The following is an 18,249-nucleotide window of genomic DNA, read 5'->3' as shown; positions in this document are numbered from 1 at the left end:
CATTAAAAGTAATTTACAGATAGGCTTAAGAAATTTAATAAATTCATCAATATTGATCTTTATATCGTCTTCTAAATGCTCTTCTGTTGTCTGATCTACATAAAAAGGAATAATCACATGACATATAATTTGCCATTCTTTTATAAAAACTTCTAGAGGGAGTTGTACCGTGATCAATCTCTACTACTTCGCATTTTGGCCGCAAAAATAAGGTTAGCAAATCCTGATCCGTGTGTGCGATCCAACTATTATTTTTGCTTTATTAAAAAGCTGGGCCTGTGCATACGGAGAGGATAGCTCTAGATATATTACCTTAAAACCGAGCCTCTCAATTTTTTCTATTAATTACTCTTCATTAACTATTTTTCGGGTAGAAGCGTACTTACGAGAAATAGATATTTTATCGTATGCTTTACTAGTATCTTTAATAAAAATATTTCTTAAATCTTTTTTTAACCATAAAGGCAAAGGCGTACCTTTTACCGGAATAAACGGCACAGATGGAACAATTAGTCTAGTAACTTGAATTATACAATCGCTATTTACTACAAAAAGCTTATCTTCCAGTATATTTAAATAATTTAATACTATTTCTAATCACTTAATTGGCCATGAATATTTTAAATTATTAATATAGATACGGTCATATTCAAGATCCGATTCTTTTAATATAATTAATCTAGGCAAAATTTGTAGCAACCAATGATACCAATTTTCAGAACCAGAAGATGAAATTACTGCTAATTTTCCATTAAAATATAAAAGATTTTTAATATCTTGTTTCTTATTTAATAAACGATGTTGATCACCTAAGCTTGTTTGCGTATCTTGTAAAATATAACCTGCGTGAGTTAAAATTCTACCTTCATTAATTACTGTGCCATTTGGTCACTCTAAAATAAATTGATCAATATTTTTTTCTTTAAATAACTTTTTAATTTCTATATTAGATTTTAGCAATTCTACGGAAATAAATTGATGTTTATTCTTTAATGCATAAGCATTACTAATATAGAAGAGGATAAGCATTATGAATATAAAACATCTTATAAAGAGAAAGAAAGATAATTAAAAACTTGCATTGCAAGCTTGGCAGCGACTTACTCTCCCATGCCTTATGACATAGTACCATTAGCGCTATGAGGTTTCACGTTCGAGTTCGGGATGGGGTCGTGTGTTTCACTCATGCTATAACCACCAAGCTAGCAATACAAACTTTTAAAAAAATAGATTTGTATTATAGTTCGCTGTTAATGTTATTGCATAACTAAACTTGTCACTCCTACGGAAGCAGGAATCCAAATATTATAAATTTTTCTAGATACTGCTAGATACTGTGGTCAAGCCACGAGATGACATTATTAGCTGTGCAACAACATCTTTATTCATTGATAAAGCTAATTTAACCTGATAACTTTGTGAGTTGACACTTACATGTTTATAGAATTAACACCATATGCATATGTAATCCCACAGCAAAGTAAATCAATCGAGCTATTAGTATCGGTTAGCTACACACATTACTGTGCTTCCACACCCGACCTATCAACGTAGTAGTCTTCTACGGCTCTAATGGGGAAGTCTAGTTTTGAGGTGGGTTTCCTGCTTAGATGCATTCAGCGGTTATCCCTTCCGTACTTAGCTACCCAGCTGTGCCGTTGGCACGACAACTGGTCCACCAGGGGTACGTCCACCTCGGTCCTCTCGTACTAAAGGCAGATCCTCTCAAACTTCCTACACCCACGGCAGATAGGGACCGAACTGTCTCACGACGTTCTAAACCCAGCTCACGTACCACTTTAATCGGCGAACAGCCGAACCCTTGGGACCTTCTCCAGCCCCAGGATGTGATGAGCCGACATCGAGGTGCCAAACGATTTCGTCGCTATGGACGCTTGGAAATCATCAGCCTGTTATCCCCGGAGTACCTTTTATTCGTTGAGCGATGGCCCTTCCACTCGGGACCACCGGATCACTATGACCGACTTTCGTCTCTGCTCGTCTTGTCAGACTCGCAGTCAGGCTAGCTTATGCCATTGCACTCTAAAAGTTGATTTCCGACCAACCTGAGCTAACCATCGTGCGCCTCCGTTACTCTTTGGGAGGCGACCGCCCCAGTCAAACTACCCACCATGCATTGTCTCGGATCCTGATTCAAGGACCTCGGTTAGATGTCAAGAACCAAAAGGGTGGTATCTCAAGGGTGACTCCACAAAGGCTGACGCCTTCGCTTCGTAGTCTCCCACCTATCCTGCACATCTCATTCCTAACACCAGTGCAAAGCTATAGTAAAGGTTCACGGGGTCTTTCCGTCTGACCGCGGGAACTCCGCATCTTCACGGAGAATTCAATTTCGCTGAGTCGATACTGGAGACAGTGGGGAAATCGTTACGCCATTCGTGCGGGTCGGAACTTACCCGACAAGGAATTTCGCTACCTTAGGACCGTCATAGTTACGGCCGCCGTTCACTGGGACTTCAATTCAGAGCTTGCACCCCTCCTTTTAATCTTCCAGCACTGGGCAGGCGTCAGACCCTATACATCGTCTATTGACTTTGCAGAGCCCTGTGTTTTTAATAAACAGTCGCTACCCCCTAGCTTGTGCCACCTGCACATGGTTGCCCATACACAGGTCATCTTTCTTCCGAAGTTACAGATGCAATTTGCCTAGTTCCTTCAGCATCGTTCTCTCAAGCGCCTTGGTATACTCTACCTGTCCACCTGTGTCGGTTTCGGGTACGGTCTATAATGAAGGAGTTATTTCCTGGAAAATATCCACTGCACAATCAATCCAATAAGACTGTACAATTTACTATTTTCGTCACATCCTTCAGGTTCAGGAATATTAACCTGATTCCCATCAACTACGCCTTTCAGCCTCATCTTAGGGGCCGACTAACCTTGCGCAGATTAACTTTACGCAAGAACCCTTGGACTTTCGGCGAGAATGTTTCTCACATTCTTTATCGCTACTTATGTCAGCATTCTCACTTCCGATACCTCCAGCAAACCTTACGGTTCACCTTCACAGGCTTACGGAACGCTCCGCTACCACTCGCACTTAGTGCAAATCCGCATCTTCGGTACATGACTTGAGCCCCGTTACATTGTTGGCGCAAGAAAACTTATTTAGACTAGTGAGCTATTACGCTTTCTTTAAATGATGGCTGCTTCTAAGCCAACATCCTAGTTGTTTTGGTCTTCTCACATCCTTTAACACTTAGTCATGATTTAGGGACCTTAGATGGCGATCTGGGCTTTTTCCCTCTCGACTATGGACCTTAGCACCCATAGTCTGTCTGCTATGCTGTACTCGCCGACATTCGGAGTTTGATTGAGTTTGGTAAGTCTGTGGGACCCCCTAGCTCATTCAGTGCTCTACCTTCGACGGTAATCGCTATAACGCTCTACCTAAATAGATTTCGCGGAGAACCAGCTATATCCGAGTTTGATTGGCCTTTCACCCCTAACCACAGCTCATCCCCTACTTTTTCAACAGTAGTGGGTTCGGTCCTTCAGCGGATTTTACTCCGCTTTCAACCTGGCCATGGCTAGATCACCCGGTTTCGGGTCTAATTCATCTAACTAAACGCCCTATTCAGACTCGCTTTCGCTACGCCTACACCTAACGGCTTAAGCTTGCTAGATAAACTAAGTCGCTGACCCATTATACAAAAGGTACGCCGTCACAAGACATATAAATACACTTGCTCCGACTGCTTGTAAGCATTTGGTTTCAGATACTATTTCACTCCCCTTGTCGGGGTACTTTTCACCTTTCCCTCACGGTACTTGTTCACTATCGGTCACTAGAGAGTACTTAGGCTTAGAGGGTGGTCCCCCTATGTTCAAACAGGATTTCACGTGTCCCGCCTTACTCAAGGACTTCAAACTTTTTACCTATACGGGACTATCACCCTCTATGGTCAACCTTTCCATGTCGTTTTAGTTATTTTTTTGAAGCCACTGGCCTAATCCGCGTTCGCTCGTCACTACTAACGGAGTCTCGGTTGATGTCCTTTCCTCCAGCTACTTAGATATTTCAGTTCGCTGGGTTTGCCTCATATAGCTATATATTCACTATACAATACCTAATAAATTAGGTAGGTTTCCCTATTCGGAAATCTTCGGATCAAAGTTTATTCGCAACTCCCCGAAGCTTATCGCAGCGTATTACGTCCTTCATCGCCTTCTAGTGCCAAGGCATCCACCAAATGCTCTTATTATATTTACTTAATGCTTTTAACTTGAGATTACACGATGCATACAGAATTAATTTCACAATTATTTTCAGTATCTACTCACGATATAAATTTTTATTATCGCGGTGTATTTAGTTTTTAGCTTTATCAACTTTTTAAACAGCTACAAGGTTTTACGTTTCAAACTTTGTGTGATGATCTTATATATATTTTTTTAAAGCTTGTCAAACACTAATTTCAAATAATTTTAATTTTATTTCTTATGAGAGGGCTTAAAGTTATTTAAACCTCTTTTTAAAGTAAGATTGGTTGGCTTCTTGTTGAGATTTGCGATCCTTAATTTTGTCTCTACCTTACCGCCTAAATCTTCAAAAAAGAATCTGCTTTTTTGTAAAACATGATTTACTGCTTTCATTTCTCCTTCTCTGTTTATCAAACCGCTTTGAGGTTTAACAAACAATAATTTACCACCTTTTCTAAAGACTAGATTTTCATCAATTTTAAAATCTTTAGTTATACTTATAATTACCATTATTATCAAATTTACCTAAAATATTTTTCTGTAAATCAGCAAATTCGGCATGAGCGTATCATTTTGAAATTTCTTTTATTTGCTTTGGATCGCTTATATGTTTACATGCTTTGTTAATAAAGCCGCTAATTTCATATTGAGATGTTTTACCGTGCGGAGTTTTTTTAACAAGAACATTAAGTTTCCGTAAATAGCTTAATTTGATTCTCTACTTCATCATCTACTATATTAATTACTTGCCTTTTTACAGAATAAACATCACTATTCTTTTCAAGCTTTAAGATAAACTCCTTAACGTCTAAATTATTATTAAACCTAACTTCTTTTTTATCTTTACTCATAATTAATACTCTTATTTTAATATTGTAGCTTTTAAAATATTTGTACCACGTAAAAATTCTTCTACATTCAAAGCTTTTTTACTCTCTTGCTGAAGTTTTTGCACTTGCAATATACCACTTCCACAAGCTATTTCCAGCTTATCGCTAATAACGGTGCCGGCAGTAAAGTGATGATTCGTATTTAAATATTCTGCTTCAAGGATTTTAATTACTTTATCATTATAACTAAAATATGCTCCGGGCCAGGGATTCATGCCCCTTATTTTACAATCTATTTTATATGCGGATTCATGCCAATTAATTTTTCCTTCTTCTTTAGTTAATTTATGAGCATACGTAACGCCCTCACTTGACTGTTTTATCGGTACTATATTATCAATATTTGCAAGTGTTCTTATTAGTAATGCAGCTCCTAAATTAGCACATTTATTGTGCAATTCCTCCAATGTTGTTCTTCTTTCTAAATCAAAATCTTCTTTCATCAATATATCACCTGTATCAAGCCCTGTATCCATACGCATAATACATACACTACTTTTCCGGTCACCCTCTATAATAGTACGCTGCAGCGGTGCTGCTCCTCTATGACGAGGCAAATCGGATGGATGGATATTAAGACAGCCGTATTTTTTAGCCTCTAATATAGCTTTCGGCACAATAAAACCATATGCAATAACAACTATAATATCTGCATTAATCTTATTAATTAGATTTACTATGTCATCATTACGAAGTGTAGAGGGAGTATAAACAGGAATTTGATGCTCAAATGCTAACTGATGTATAGGGGATTTAGCTAAGTTAAGTCCTCTGCCCTTAGCTTTAGGTTGCTGGGTCAAAACAACTTTAACTTCATGATGCATTATAAGTTTTTGAAGAGCGGGAACTGCAAATGCAGGCGTTCCCATAAAAATTACTTTCACACGATATTATTTTTAAGTTTCTTGAGCTTACGAAGTACCACATCTCGTTTTAAATTACTTAAATAATCAATCATGAGCTTACCTTCTAAATGATCATACTCATGCTGGATCACTCTTGCGAGCCAATCATTTGCTTTAAGCTCTTGCGATTTACCATGATAGTCTAAATACCTAATCTTTATAGATTCCGGTCTTGTCACCTCAATACGTTGCTCCGGTACTGAGATACAACCTTCATGAGCTGTAATTAGCCCTTCTGATTTTTCTATTATTTCAGGATTCACTATAAAAAGCGGATAAAAATCTTTTGGTCTTTCTACCGAATCATGATCTTTTATATCAATTACTAAAATACGTTTCAATACCCCTACTTGTACTGCTGCGAGTCCTGCACCGTCTTCATGGTACATAGTTTTAAGCATATCATCCATAAATTTTCGTGTTTGATCTGTAAACTCTAAAACCGGTTGAGATTTCTGCTTTAATCTATAATCAGGTGCTGTTACTATCGGTAATATTGACATAATTAAATCTTAATATTTTAGTTTAATATACCATAAAACCACCAAAATGTAAAGAAAGCAAACCTGCCTAATTCCGGCAATAGTTGTATAATAAACTCACCTATTTGCAATAATTTGTCGAATTAATAATTATTTAGTAACAAATAATAGCAAATATCAGATAACATGTTAATAAATAAAGATTGCATAAAATTAAGGAGGAATAGCAATGCATTGGGGTGATATTGAAGAAATTGCCGAACAACTCGAAGAACATTGTAGCGATCAGTATAATGAAAAAAAAATTTCATTATTAAAGCTAGAGAAACTGATTAGAGATTTAAAGGACTTTGCAGATGAAGAGAAACAAGTCAAAGAAGTTACATTAGAAGAAATTTTAGACAAATGGGAAGAATTACGCGAAGACATTAGAGAAATCGATTAAGTAGCTTTTGAGTTATTTTCAGGCATTTATAAATTAACTTTATAAAAATATATTATAATCAATAAAAATATAGCAACTGCCTGAAAAAAAACCCTTAAAGTCATTAACTTTGAACTAAATTTCTTATCACACTTTCCTCCAATAACCATTGACACTACCCCTATAATAAGAACCGAAACGGTTAAACCAATTGCAATTAATAACCACATCATAATTTATTACTCAATATATAGTTTCCTACATAAAGATTATATGCTTTTTCTCTTTTAAATCAATTATCTAATTAATATTTGAGATTTAGTTAAAAAATTAACTAAATCTTTACAAAAAAATAACAATTCTAGGGACACCAATATCTAATTGGTCAAATATAGATAATTCAACAATTACTTTAAAAGAAAAAGATATATTAGGTTCTTGCGTTCTTATTAATTTCCGCTTAAAAATATCTAAAAATACAAATAATTTAATTTTCTGCACGCAAGAACCTAGAGTATTTTGAGAAACCTAATCTAAGCTTTCTGAGTTACACTATATATATTATCTATCAGTTTAACAAAAACACCATTTCCTAAAACATTAGCACAAGTGATTACAGGATCACACAAGATATAAAGAGCTGTCATCAGAGACATCATATTAGTATTAAAACCTAGGTATTGTTCAAGTATAGGGAGCATTACAATAATTCCACCACCTGGTATAGCTGCTACTGAAAATTTTGCCAATACAAAATAAAAAGTAAAAATAAGATAATTAAATAAAGTAGGTTCAGCTAATCCATAACTTTTTAGTATAGCATAAGCTAAAATCGATATAGCGAAACAATAGCCAACAAAATGAATATTTACTGTTATTGGTACAACGGTACAAGCAAGTGGTCTATTATTTGTATTATTTTCCGCTCCTATTATACTAAGTGGCATACTTATAACACTAAACATTGCACTAAATCCACTTATAGATGCTGGCATCATATTACTGAGGCTAGCTATGAATTCCTTAACTTGAAAGTTACTTAAAATAAAATAAGCAAGAAAGATATAACCAAACTGAGCAAATGCGATTGTTACAAAAATAAACATATAATCTTTAATAATTATACCTAATACTTCATCAAACTGTAGTTTTACGATAAAGCCCATTATAAATACAAGGAATTATATAGATAAACAATCGCGATATTTTTGCAACAAATGCTTCTATCTTGAAAGCCAATCCAATTGCAATCTCAGCACAAAATTTTGAGGATATAAAGCCTAAGATAATACTACTAAATACGATTTTATCATTAGAAATAATATTCGGAAAATTAAGCAACCATAAAGGCTTTAAGCTATCATTTTCTATAGGAGAGATCATTGATAAATCGAATTGATATATGTATATACCTACATAATGACTTATGAAAGTGGAACAAAAATTAGACCCACATACTAGTAATAATATTAAGAAAACTATACGTGTTGCATCTTTGGCTAGCATTACAACAGATTTAAAAAGTAAGCCAAAAATAATTAAAGGCAGAAATAATCCAATTATAGATTTAATAAATAGACTTATTGAATATAATAACCTTTTTACTTCTAAACTCATTAGTGGGTTGAATAATATGATAGCTATGATAATAGCCATTAAAATAAGTGGCATTTTACGAAACATAAAACTTACCTAATAATAATTAGTTAATTTAAAGGGATGGATATATTTAAAAGAAAGATACAGAGATATCGTTACCTGCTTGCACCGGTTGTAGTAGTAAAGAAAGACTGGAAAGTGAATATTTGCATATTCATAAATTCAATATACAGCTATTATAGAGAGAAAAATTAGTGTTGCAATAATTTTTTAGAAGTTCTTTAGGAGGTATTGCTAATTAAAAGCAGAGTAGTTAATCAATTAACGTCATTGCGAGGAAAATTACAAAGTAATTTGACAAAACAATCGCAGAAATTTGTTGTTATTTCCTAAGATTTCCTATAGTACCGGACATTTTTTAAAAAATCCTTGATGTCGCCCCGGCGAAATCAGGACGGCATTGTTGCGTGGTTCAGTTTTTCCAGTGTTATCCCGTAGCTTGACCACGGGATCTATCAAAACAATAAAAATACTAGTATTTTTCACTGGATACCGCAATCAATTCGCGGTATGACAATGAAAAACTTGGAGTCTTTTTACAAAAACAACATAACCGTCCCACTTAACAACTACTATCCCTATTCATATTGTTCTAATCCCTCTTCCTCTAACTCACTATCTTCTTCGCTTTCAGAAGTTTCAGCAATTAAAGAGACAGATACGACTTTTTCACCGTCATCTAGCTTAAATAGGATTACGCCGCTAGTGTTACGTCCCGTAATACGCACTGACTCAAGTTTACAGCGAATTAACTTACCGCTATTGGTAATCAGCATTAGCTCATCATCTATTTTAACCGGCATAACACCGACGACTAAACCGGTTTTGTCGTTAATATCCATATTGATTATACCGCTACCGCCTCGATCGGTAATTCTATAGCCATATGCCGAGCTTCTTTTACCGAAGCCGTTCTCTGTAACTGTTAAGATGAATTCTTCGGAATTTGCCATTTCTAAAATAGAATCTGCAGCCAAAGTTACACCTAACTCTTCTAGGTTAAACTCCTCACCTTTAGCAATCTCAAGCCTTTTTTCCCATGGCACTGTTAAATAAGCATCTCTATCCTCTTTTGTACTGCTAATGCCTTTAAGCACGGTCATAGAAATTACGGAATCCTCCTTAGCAAGCTTCATACCTCGTACCCCGTCGGAAGTACGGCTCTTAATAACACGCAACGATTCAACAGGGAATCTTAAAGCTTTACCGGCTTTAGTGGCAAGTAAAATATGCTCGTCTTCTTTACATGGTTTTACGTCTATTAATTTATCATCCTCATCAAGCCTAATAGCAATTTTACCGCTCGACTGAATCTTTTTGAAATCTAATAAATCGCTTCTTCTGATATTACCCTTGGCAGTTGCGAACATAATGTTTAAATTATCCCATGCATCCTGATTTTCAGGTAGCGGCATAATATTCGTAATATGCTCATTTTCTTTCAGCGGTAATATATTAACCATCGGTCTTCCTTTACCTTGTGGATTACTTAAAGGTAATTTATACAGTTTTAAACTATAAACCTGACCGATATTTGAGAAGAACAACATCGGAGTATGAGTACTACCGACAAAAACTCGCGTGGTAATATCTTCATCACGCATTGAAATCCCGGATCTTCCTTTACCGCCTCGTTTTTGTGAACGATAGCTACTTAGAGGTACACGCTTGATATACCCACCAAGCGTTACGGTTACTACCATTTCTTCACGTTGAATTAAATCTTCTATATCTTGATCAAACTCACCGAATTCAATTGAAGTAAGACGAGGAGTTGCAAACTCTTCTTTAACTTTAATTAGCTCTTCTTTTAAAATTTCAAGTAATCTTGTACGAGAGCCGAGTATATTAAGATATTCGGTGATCTCCATAGCGAGGTTCTGTAACTCCTCTTCAAGCTTGTTTTTCTCCATAGCGGTTAGACGTTGTAGTCTCATTTCTAAGATTGCCTTAGCTTGTACCTCAGTAAAACTACATTTATCTTGCTCATTTAACATTGCTTTATCATCAACCAGCTTTACAAGAGATAGGATATTTAATGCTTCCCAGCTGCGTGCCATTAATTCTTGTTTAGCTGCATTCGGGTCATTTGCAGCTTTAATAATACGTATTATTTCATCAATATTACTAATGGCAATAGTTAGTCCTAGTAAAATATGTGCTCTATCTCTTGCTTTATTTAGTAAATATATAGTACGGTTAGTAATTACCACTTCTCTAAAACTAACAAAAGCCGCAATTACTTCTTTCAAATTCATCACTTTCGGTAACCCGTCTTTAAGAGCAAGCATAATAACACCGAAGCTAGTTTGTAGCTGCGTACATGCGTATATTTGATTTAAGACTACTTCCGCAACTACGTCTTTCTTTAACTCAATAAAAATCCTTACACCGTTTTTATTCGATTCGTCACGTAAATCACTTATACCTTCTATTCGCTTTTCCTTAACCATTTCAGCAATTTTCTCAACGAGCCTTGCCTTATTTACCATATACGGTATTTCGGTAATAATAATTGCTTGACGGCTATTACCGATATTCTCAATCTCGGCTCGACCTCGCATAATGATACTACCTCTACCGGTAAGATATGCCGATCTAATACCGCTAATGCCTACAATCATTGAACCTGTAGGAAAATCCGGTCCTTTAACGACTTCGAGTAAATCTAATATTTCTATATCATTATTATCTATATATAAACAGCACGCATCGATAACCTCACCAAGATTATGAGGCGGGATATTAGTTGCCATACCGACCGCAATACCTCCACTACCGTTAACCAATAAATTTGGAAACATTGCAGGAAGTACGGAAGGCTCTTCTTCAGAACCGTCATAATTAGGGTTAAAGCTGACAGTCTCTTTATCGATATCCTCAACAAGCTTATGCGAAACTTTGGCCATTCGAGATTCGGTATATCTCATTGCTGCCGCTGCATCACCATCCATCGAGCCAAAATTACCTTGCCCGTCGACAAGCGGCAGACGCAAGGAAAAAGCTTGTGCCATACGTACTAATGAATCGTAAATAGCACTATCACCGTGCGGATGGTATTTACCCATCACGTCACCGACTATTCTTGCGGATTTTCTATAAGGTTTGCTAGCATGATTACCGGCTTCATGCATGGAATAGATAATTCGGCGATGTACCGGCTTTAAGCCGTCTCGAACATCCGGTATAGCTCTACTTACTATAACGCTCATAGCATAATCAAGATAAGATACTTTCATCTCATCTTCGATATTTACCGGTACTAAACTAGAAGAATATTTATCAGTCACGATTACTTAGCCTTAAATTTAATTTAATAAATTATATTTAATTATAGAGACATAATAAATTTCTTTCAAGGATTGCTTGTATTTATAATTGTGGCATTGTTTCTAAGCTACCGATGTTATTCCTGCGAAAGCAGGAATCTAGTTTTTTAAGCAAAAAATATACTAAATTTTTATGTAATTTTCTTTATTTTATCATTTTTGACTGGATTCCCCGCTTACGCAGGAAGGTATTGTTGCGTGGATCAATTTTACCTCTGTCATCCCGTGTCTTGACCAGGAGATCCAGTTAAAAAACTAAAATTATTAGTATTTTTTATTGTTTTTATGGACCCCGTGGTCAAGCCACGGGGTGACACAGTGGATTTTACCGGTCCACACAACAATGCCTGTTTGTAGTGATGACTTAGGTATCTATGCAACAAGCTCTTTAGTCACTTGCAATGACGACATCAACCGTTTCTAGGCAATGACATAATCGTAAGAGTTAACAAACATATTAGAATTATTTTATACTTTCTAAATATACTGAACGTTGCTCTATTCTTTTTATATTATCTAATGTTACCCGTTCTTCTAACCTGTGTTTAAACTTAGCTCTTAGTTTTTCTAAATCTTTATTTTTCTTAGAAATCGGTAATATTTTAGATAATAATTTATTATTTTTGTTGAGCATGTAATTGCTCCCATGATTAAACTTAATTTGCTTAAGTTTCAACCACCAAAGATTTTAACCTTGGGTGGTTAGGGCGTTCAAAGAACCGTCACAGAACTATAATAGCTTTTAGATTTAAAGTTTACACCTTAAACCTTGGACATAGCTACTATCACCCCAACCATGACAAAGTTGAGGAGCATTTTTAAATGGATAATGCTAACCATCTGTGATAAAGGACTTCTACACCCAAGAATAACATTACTGCTATTCTTGCGGAAGGTTTTAATTAATTTTTTAAAAAAGTCAATTAGCTATCTATACAACAAGACTTGTATTATTGTATTAAGTTAAACTAACAAACCTCTATAAGGCTATGGTGGGAATCACCAATCAATATCCCGAAACCTTCCCCTTTGTTATCATTATGATTAAAATGATTGTAATTAAAATCATTTTTAGGACAACACAATTTGAATCTAATATCTTTAATACGAATTGTATCTATATAACTTGATTTAGTATCATATATCCATAAAACTTTTGCTCCATTCCAAACAACTTGCTTCTCATCCGACAACCTTATGGCTTTATAATTTTTAACTTTTAATCCATTAATTATAGTAAGAGTCAAATCATTTGTAATAATTTGAGGTCCAGCTCTAAGCAAAATCCTTGCCTCATCACTTGAAAAAGGAACAGTACATATATCGGTATACGAAGTATCAGTCGCAGTAAATATTACATTACCATATCTGTTTATTACTAGTCTTAAATCAACTGTGGGTTTTGTAACAGGCAATCCATTCGCCGGGCAAGCTATTGCCCCATTTAAAATACCGTAAGGATTACCAAATGTAATGGTATCACCATTTATTATCAAACTATTCTGATATACATAAAATTATAAATAAGCAAAGAAAATATTAATAAATTAATATTTCGCTTACTTATTATTACAAGTGGCGAAAAATTTTTTTGCATGGTTCGCTTTATGTCATTCTCGCGGAAGCGTTGTTGCGTGGATACCAATATCATTCCTGCGAAAGCAGGAATCCAGCATAAAGCGAGATAAATCGAGCTTTTAACTTCAAAAATTTGCTGTATTTTATACTTTTTTTCTGGATGCCCGCTTCCGCGGGAATGACATCGAGCCAGTTTTACCAAACCACTTAATAAAGCTTGTAGGTGATATAATGATAAATTTTAAGAATGTTCTTCTTCCTGCTGTTTATACCAAAGTTCAGCGTAATAGCCTTTGTGCCGGAGTAAGGTTTTATGGTTGCCTCGTTCAACTATATAGCAGTTATCTAAAACAATAATCTCGTCTGCATCGATAATAGTTGATAGTCTATGAGCAATGATAAGAGTAGTATGGTGGGCTGAGATCTCTTTAATACTTGCTTGAATTAGCTTTTCGGTTTTAGTATCAAGCGAACTTGTTGCCTCATCAAAAACATATATTGACGGATTTTTGAGTAACGTTCTTGCGATTGCAATACGCTGTTTTTCACCACCCGAAAGCTTCAAACCTCTCTCGCCTACCTGCGTCTCATAACCTTCGGGTAGCGTACTAATAAACTCATGAATATGAGCATTTTTTGAGGCTGCTATAACTTCGTCATAGCTTGCTGCATTATTACCGTATGCGATATTGTAATATATCGTATCATTAAACAATACCGTATCTTGCGGGACAATTCCGATAAATTTACGTAGCGTTCGTTGCGTGACTTCGCGTATATCTTGATTATCTATAGTAATGCTACCGCTGTTGATATCGTAAAATCTGAACAACAAGCGTGATATCGTCGATTTACCTGCACCGCTACTACCGACTACTGCGAGTGTTCTACCGCTCTTAATCGTAAAGCTTATATTATGCAAAATCGGGCGTTCCTGATTATAAGCGAAGCTAACATTCTTGAAACTAACTTCACCTGCTGAGATAATTAGCTCCTTAGCATCTACCGAATCTTGTACTTCTGCCGGTATATCTAACAGCTTAAACATATCTTCCATGCTGATTAAAGCACTTTTAATCTCTCTATAAGCAAAGCCGAGCATCGAAAGCGGAATTGATAACTGGAACAGGTAAGTATTAACCATAATTAAATCGCCGACGGTCATTTTATTCTGATGAACAGCATTTACCGAAAGTATCATTAAAGCCACAAGACTAAGCGAGATAATAACATCCTGCCCTATATTTAAAATCGATAGACTGTTAGTGGTTTTAGTTGCAGCTTGTTTATAAATTTGCATTGCTACATCAAATTTCTGTGCCTCATATTCTTCATTTCCGAAATATTTTACAGTCTCAAAATTCAGTAAACTATCGATCGCTCTATTATTGGCTGTGTTATCGCTTTGGTTCATTTCTCGTGCAAAAGAAATTCGCCAAGTACTGATTTTGAAAGTATAACCAACATAAACTATCATGGTTATTAAGATAGTCACGGCAAACCAAATACCATACACATACCACAACATCCCGCTTACAAGTATTATTTCTACACTTGTTGGAACGATATTAAATAACGAAAACCTTAGCACCGTTTCAATACCTTTAGTACCCCGCTCTATTGACCTACTTAAGCCTCCTGTTTTTCTAGTAATGTGAAAACGCATACTTAAATTATGCATGTGCTTAAAGACATTTAGAGCAACTAAGCGGGTTGCTTGATGCCCTACTTTTGAGAAAATAATATTTCGTAATTCACTGAAAATTTGGACCAGTATTTTTGTTCCGCCATATGCAACAATAATACCGATAATAACCGAAAGAGCAAAATTTTTATTTAGACCGTCTATTATATATTTATAAACAATCGGAACAAAAATATTTATTACTTTAGCTATGACTAGAAAGATAAGAGAGGTAACAATACGTAGGCGTATATCAAAATCTTTCGACCATAAATAGGGCAGAAGTAGATAGAATGAATTTTTGTGGTTGTTGTGGTTAGGCATTGTTATTCAGCGTCATACCGCGACTTGATCGCGGTACCCCAAAATTTACTTTAAAAATTCTTCGTATAAATCCTTCCAATCAGGATTACTAAAATTAATTAAATCTCACTTCCATTTTTTTATATTCTTTTAAACGTTTTTCACAACCAATTGCAAGGTTTATATCATTAAACTGCTCAAAATAAACTAATTTATCTATATCGTATTTTGTGGTAAAATTTTTTGTGAACTTCTGTTTATGTTGCCAAATACGCCTGATAATATTATAAGTAACACCAACATACTACGTACCATTACATTTATTAGAAAGTATATAAACGTAATATTCTTTCATTTTATAACACAAGTTGCTTGTATATTTTTTTGGATCCCACGATTAAGTCGCGGGATGACATTTTAAATACTCTTCTTCGGTTGCCATTCCAGCAACTTATCTAGCCTTCCCTCTTTTTCAAGATTAAACAAATCATCACACCCGCCAACATGCATATTATCTATAAATATCTGTGGAACAGTTCTTTTACCACCGGATTTCTTAATAAATTTTTCTTTCTCTGCCTGAGTAAAATTACTGACTTCAATTTCCTCATAAGCAACATTTTTCTCATCAAGCAATGCTTTAGCTTTTATGCAATAAGGACAACTCGCGAGAGTATAAATAATAATTGTGTGTAATATAGCTTTATTCATAATGTTATATTTTTTTGTTAGATTTTAATATATTATCTTAAACTATAGTTTTTAAAGCAAGTAAAAATGCATGAATCATTTTTCTATTATCTCAGAATATAAACCGGCAGGCGATCAACCAAAAGCAATAGCTGAAATTATAGCAGGGTTAAATAGTAAAAAACGCTCACAAATGTTGCTTGGTATTACGGGGTCAGGCAAAACTTTTACTATGGCAAATATTATAGAGAGAACTAATCGCCCTACTCTCATAATGGCACATAATAAAACTTTAGCTGCTCAAATTTATTCAGAAATGAAGTCGATTTTTCCAAAGAACGCCGTTGAGTATTTTGTCTCATATTATGATTACTACCAACCCGAAGCTTATATAGCACGCACCGATACTTTTATCGAAAAAGATTCATCAATTAATGAACAAATTGATTTAATGCGTCATTCTGCTACAAGATCGTTATTAGAGCGTCGTGATGTTATAGTAGTTTCTTCCGTTTCCTGTATTTACGGGCTTGGCTCGCCTGATCTATATTACCAAATGACCGTTAATCTAGAACCTGGTAAAATCTACCCTCGTGATAAACTACTAAATGATCTGATAAATCTACAATATGAACGTAACGATATAGGGTTTGAGCGTGGCTGCTTTAGGGTGAAAGGCAACAACATTGATATTTTCCCCTCACATTATAGCGATAAAGCTTGGCGTTTATCGTTTTTCGGTAATGAACTCGAATATATCCACGAATTTGACCCCCTAACAGGTGAAAAACTTGCTCAGCTTGATAAAGCTATAGTCTTTGGTAATTCACACTTTGTGATGCCACAAGAGACGGTCAATAGTGCCATATCAGATATTGAGGAAGAATTACAACAACGCTTAGAGTTCTTAAAGTCGCAAGATAAACCGCTTGAAACTCAAAGGCTAAATCAACGTACTCAATATGATCTTGAAATGTTAACGGAAACAGGAAGCTGTAAAGGCATTGAAAATTATTCGAGATTCTTTACCGGTCGTAATGCCGGTGAGCCACCACCAACATTATTCGAGTACTTGCCGGAAGATGCGTTATTATTTGTTGATGAAAGCCACGTATCTGTACCACAAATTAAAGCGATGTATAACGGCGATCGAGCAAGGAAAGAAGTATTGGTAGAGCATGGGTTTCGTCTGCCTTCTGCTCTTGATAACAGACCTTTAAAATTTGAAGAATGGGAAAAATTTAGACCGCAAACCGTTTTTGTATCAGCAACCCCTGGACCGTTCGAGTTAGAAGAAACCGAAGGCACTGTAGTAGAGCTGATTATCAGACCTACGGGACTGCTTGATCCTGAATGTATTATAAAGCCGGCCACCAAGCAGGTTGAGGATTTAATTAGCGAAATTCAAGCCACTGTCGCTAAAGGCTTCCGTGTTTTAGTCACCACCTTAACTAAAAAAATGGCTGAAGATTTAACCGCCTATTTGCAGGAACTAAAATATAAAACTTCCTACTTGCATTCTAACGTGCATACTCTAGAACGCATCGAGATTTTACGAGATTTAAGACAAGGTACTATCGATATTTTAGTCGGTATTAATCTATTAAGAGAGGGGCTTGATATCCCTGAATGCGGCTTAGTTGCTATACTTGATGCAGATAAAGAGGGATTTTTACGGTCGGAAGTATCGTTAATACAAACAATCGGAAGAGCTGCAAGAAATAGTGAGGGCAGAGTTATACTTTATGCCGATAAAATGACTAAATCTATCGATAAAGCTCTTAGTGAAACGTTGCGTAGAAGGCAAATTCAGCAGGAATATAATGAAAAACACGGCATAATTCCCAAGACTATCAACCGTGCTATTCACGCTTTAGCAGAACTTGAAAAAGTTGGTAGTAAGCTTAATAAAAAACAAGCTCATACTTTATTTGATAACCCTGCTAAGTTAAAAGCTCATATCGACAAACTAAAGAAAGAAATGCTTAAAGCCGCAAGTAATCTTGAATTTGAACAAGCCGCAAAATGTCGAGATCAGCTAAAAACTCTAGAAGCTGCAGCACTTGAGTTGAGTTAAACCC

At 35.6% G+C, this 18,249-nt stretch carries 17 protein-coding genes, 2 rRNA genes and 2 pseudogenes; 3 read left to right on the top strand and 18 right to left on the bottom strand.

Annotated features, from left to right (window positions below):
* Nucleotides 1-345: 345 nt before the first annotated feature.
* The 8 genes and pseudogenes from A452_RS11700 to def all read right to left on the bottom strand — a co-directional run bounded on the left by A452_RS11700 (nt 346) and on the right by def (nt 6,522).
* The gene (locus A452_RS11700) at nt 346-498 is read right to left on the bottom strand and encodes a hypothetical protein (protein ID WP_231289972.1); all 153 of its coding nucleotides are present in this window, start codon (nt 496-498) and stop codon (nt 346-348) included.
* Nucleotides 499-888: 390 nt separating this feature from the next.
* Complete coding sequence (locus A452_RS0101080) at nt 889-1,029, bottom strand: hypothetical protein (protein WP_014413075.1); 141 nt, start codon at nt 1,027-1,029, stop codon at nt 889-891.
* A 58-nt stretch (nt 1,030-1,087) separates the two neighbouring features.
* Nucleotides 1,088-1,202 (bottom strand): 5S ribosomal RNA (gene rrf / locus A452_RS0101075).
* A 274-nt stretch (nt 1,203-1,476) separates the two neighbouring features.
* Nucleotides 1,477-4,235: ribosomal RNA gene (locus A452_RS0101070) — 23S ribosomal RNA — on the bottom strand.
* A 220-nt stretch (nt 4,236-4,455) separates the two neighbouring features.
* Nucleotides 4,456-4,939: pseudogene (locus A452_RS09305) on the bottom strand (hypothetical protein).
* Nucleotides 4,911-5,075: a hypothetical protein gene (locus tag A452_RS11025; protein WP_014413077.1), complete on the bottom strand. Its 165-nt coding sequence runs from the start codon at nt 5,073-5,075 to the stop codon at nt 4,911-4,913. The pseudogene A452_RS09305 and the gene A452_RS11025 overlap by 29 nt, the downstream one beginning before the upstream one ends.
* A gap of 11 nt (nt 5,076-5,086) precedes the next feature.
* The gene (gene fmt, locus A452_RS0101055; protein WP_017208472.1) at nt 5,087-5,998 is read right to left on the bottom strand and encodes a methionyl-tRNA formyltransferase; all 912 of its coding nucleotides are present in this window, start codon (nt 5,996-5,998) and stop codon (nt 5,087-5,089) included.
* Complete coding sequence (def, locus tag A452_RS0101050) at nt 5,995-6,522, bottom strand: peptide deformylase (protein WP_014413080.1); 528 nt, start codon at nt 6,520-6,522, stop codon at nt 5,995-5,997. Before def ends, fmt begins: the two co-directional genes overlap by 4 nt.
* Before the next feature lie 208 nt (nt 6,523-6,730).
* On the opposite strand from def, the gene iscX reads away from it, so the two are divergent.
* Nucleotides 6,731-6,946: a Fe-S cluster assembly protein IscX gene (gene iscX / locus A452_RS0101045; protein ID WP_014413081.1), complete on the top strand. Its 216-nt coding sequence runs from the start codon at nt 6,731-6,733 to the stop codon at nt 6,944-6,946.
* 26 nt (nt 6,947-6,972) lie between these two features.
* Here the strand turns inward: iscX and A452_RS0101040 are convergent, their stop codons facing one another.
* The 3 genes from A452_RS0101040 to A452_RS09300 all read right to left on the bottom strand — a co-directional run bounded on the left by A452_RS0101040 (nt 6,973) and on the right by A452_RS09300 (nt 8,091).
* Nucleotides 6,973-7,158 (bottom strand): twin transmembrane helix small protein, encoded by a 186-nt coding sequence (locus A452_RS0101040; RefSeq protein ID WP_014413082.1) that lies wholly within the window; start codon nt 7,156-7,158, stop codon nt 6,973-6,975.
* Nucleotides 7,159-7,267: 109 nt separating this feature from the next.
* Nucleotides 7,268-7,426: a hypothetical protein gene (locus A452_RS11695; protein ID WP_014413083.1), complete on the bottom strand. Its 159-nt coding sequence runs from the start codon at nt 7,424-7,426 to the stop codon at nt 7,268-7,270.
* Between the two features lie 32 nt (nt 7,427-7,458).
* Complete coding sequence (locus A452_RS09300) at nt 7,459-8,091, bottom strand: cation:dicarboxylate symporter family transporter (protein WP_014413084.1); 633 nt, start codon at nt 8,089-8,091, stop codon at nt 7,459-7,461.
* 260 nt (nt 8,092-8,351) lie between these two features.
* Between A452_RS09300 and A452_RS0101015 the strand changes: the two genes are divergently transcribed.
* Nucleotides 8,352-8,621 (top strand): hypothetical protein, encoded by a 270-nt coding sequence (locus tag A452_RS0101015; RefSeq protein WP_017208471.1) that lies wholly within the window; start codon nt 8,352-8,354, stop codon nt 8,619-8,621.
* Nucleotides 8,622-9,162: 541 nt separating this feature from the next.
* On the opposite strand, the gene gyrA is transcribed toward A452_RS0101015, so the two are convergent.
* The 7 genes and pseudogenes from gyrA to grxC all read right to left on the bottom strand — a co-directional run bounded on the left by gyrA (nt 9,163) and on the right by grxC (nt 16,189).
* Nucleotides 9,163-11,874 carry a DNA topoisomerase (ATP-hydrolyzing) subunit A gene (gene gyrA / locus A452_RS0101010; protein ID WP_014413086.1) on the bottom strand — a complete coding sequence of 904 codons (2,712 nt, stop codon included), beginning with the start codon at nt 11,872-11,874 and terminating at the stop codon, nt 9,163-9,165.
* A gap of 225 nt (nt 11,875-12,099) precedes the next feature.
* Nucleotides 12,100-12,266, bottom strand: a pseudogene (locus A452_RS12920) (tRNA lysidine(34) synthetase TilS); the annotation flags it as partial.
* A 110-nt stretch (nt 12,267-12,376) separates the two neighbouring features.
* Nucleotides 12,377-12,547 (bottom strand): hypothetical protein, encoded by a 171-nt coding sequence (locus tag A452_RS11020; RefSeq protein ID WP_014413087.1) that lies wholly within the window; start codon nt 12,545-12,547, stop codon nt 12,377-12,379.
* Between the two features lie 334 nt (nt 12,548-12,881).
* Entirely contained in the window at nt 12,882-13,409 is a 528-nt protein-coding gene (locus A452_RS0101000; RefSeq protein WP_014413088.1) for a hypothetical protein, read from the bottom strand.
* Between the two features lie 323 nt (nt 13,410-13,732).
* Nucleotides 13,733-15,499, bottom strand: coding sequence for an ABCB family ABC transporter ATP-binding protein/permease (locus A452_RS0100995; protein WP_014413089.1), 1,767 nt, complete (start codon nt 15,497-15,499; stop codon nt 13,733-13,735).
* 94 nt (nt 15,500-15,593) lie between these two features.
* A complete protein-coding gene (locus A452_RS12705; RefSeq protein ID WP_338009655.1) occupies nt 15,594-15,749 on the bottom strand; it encodes a GIY-YIG nuclease family protein in 156 nt (51 codons plus the stop codon).
* 146 nt (nt 15,750-15,895) lie between these two features.
* A complete protein-coding gene (gene grxC / locus A452_RS0100990; protein WP_014413090.1) occupies nt 15,896-16,189 on the bottom strand; it encodes a glutaredoxin 3 in 294 nt (97 codons plus the stop codon).
* Between the two features lie 70 nt (nt 16,190-16,259).
* Between grxC and uvrB the strand changes: the two genes are divergently transcribed.
* Nucleotides 16,260-18,245: an excinuclease ABC subunit UvrB gene (gene uvrB / locus A452_RS0100985; RefSeq protein ID WP_014413091.1), complete on the top strand. Its 1,986-nt coding sequence runs from the start codon at nt 16,260-16,262 to the stop codon at nt 18,243-18,245.
* Nucleotides 18,246-18,249: the final 4 nt, after the last annotated feature.

The sequence above is a fragment of the Rickettsia australis str. Phillips genome (assembly GCF_000273745.1).
GTDB lineage: Bacteria > Pseudomonadota > Alphaproteobacteria > Rickettsiales > Rickettsiaceae > Rickettsia > Rickettsia australis.
The sequence above is the reverse complement of the archived record's forward strand: the minus strand, read 5'-3'. Positions and strand labels throughout refer to the sequence as shown.

What these genes read in the sequence shown, in the direction of transcription:
- A452_RS0100995 (WP_014413089.1), bottom strand. Translation starts at nt 15,499, where the DNA reads ATGCCTAACCACAACAACCACAAAAATTCATTCTATCTACTTCTGCCC.
- A452_RS11025 (WP_014413077.1), bottom strand. Translation starts at nt 5,075, where the DNA reads ATGAGTAAAGATAAAAAAGAAGTTAGGTTTAATAATAATTTAGACGTT.
- A452_RS11020 (WP_014413087.1), bottom strand. Translation starts at nt 12,547, where the DNA reads ATGCTCAACAAAAATAATAAATTATTATCTAAAATATTACCGATTTCT.
- A452_RS0101015 (WP_017208471.1), top strand. Translation starts at nt 8,352, where the DNA reads ATGAAAGTGGAACAAAAATTAGACCCACATACTAGTAATAATATTAAG.
- grxC (WP_014413090.1), bottom strand. Translation starts at nt 16,189, where the DNA reads ATGAATAAAGCTATATTACACACAATTATTATTTATACTCTCGCGAGT.
- A452_RS0101080 (WP_014413075.1), bottom strand. Translation starts at nt 1,029, where the DNA reads ATGCTTATCCTCTTCTATATTAGTAATGCTTATGCATTAAAGAATAAA.
- A452_RS0101040 (WP_014413082.1), bottom strand. Translation starts at nt 7,158, where the DNA reads ATGATGTGGTTATTAATTGCAATTGGTTTAACCGTTTCGGTTCTTATT.
- A452_RS09300 (WP_014413084.1), bottom strand. Translation starts at nt 8,091, where the DNA reads ATGGGCTTTATCGTAAAACTACAGTTTGATGAAGTATTAGGTATAATT.
- uvrB (WP_014413091.1), top strand. Translation starts at nt 16,260, where the DNA reads ATGAATCATTTTTCTATTATCTCAGAATATAAACCGGCAGGCGATCAA.
- iscX (WP_014413081.1), top strand. Translation starts at nt 6,731, where the DNA reads ATGCATTGGGGTGATATTGAAGAAATTGCCGAACAACTCGAAGAACAT.
- def (WP_014413080.1), bottom strand. Translation starts at nt 6,522, where the DNA reads ATGTCAATATTACCGATAGTAACAGCACCTGATTATAGATTAAAGCAG.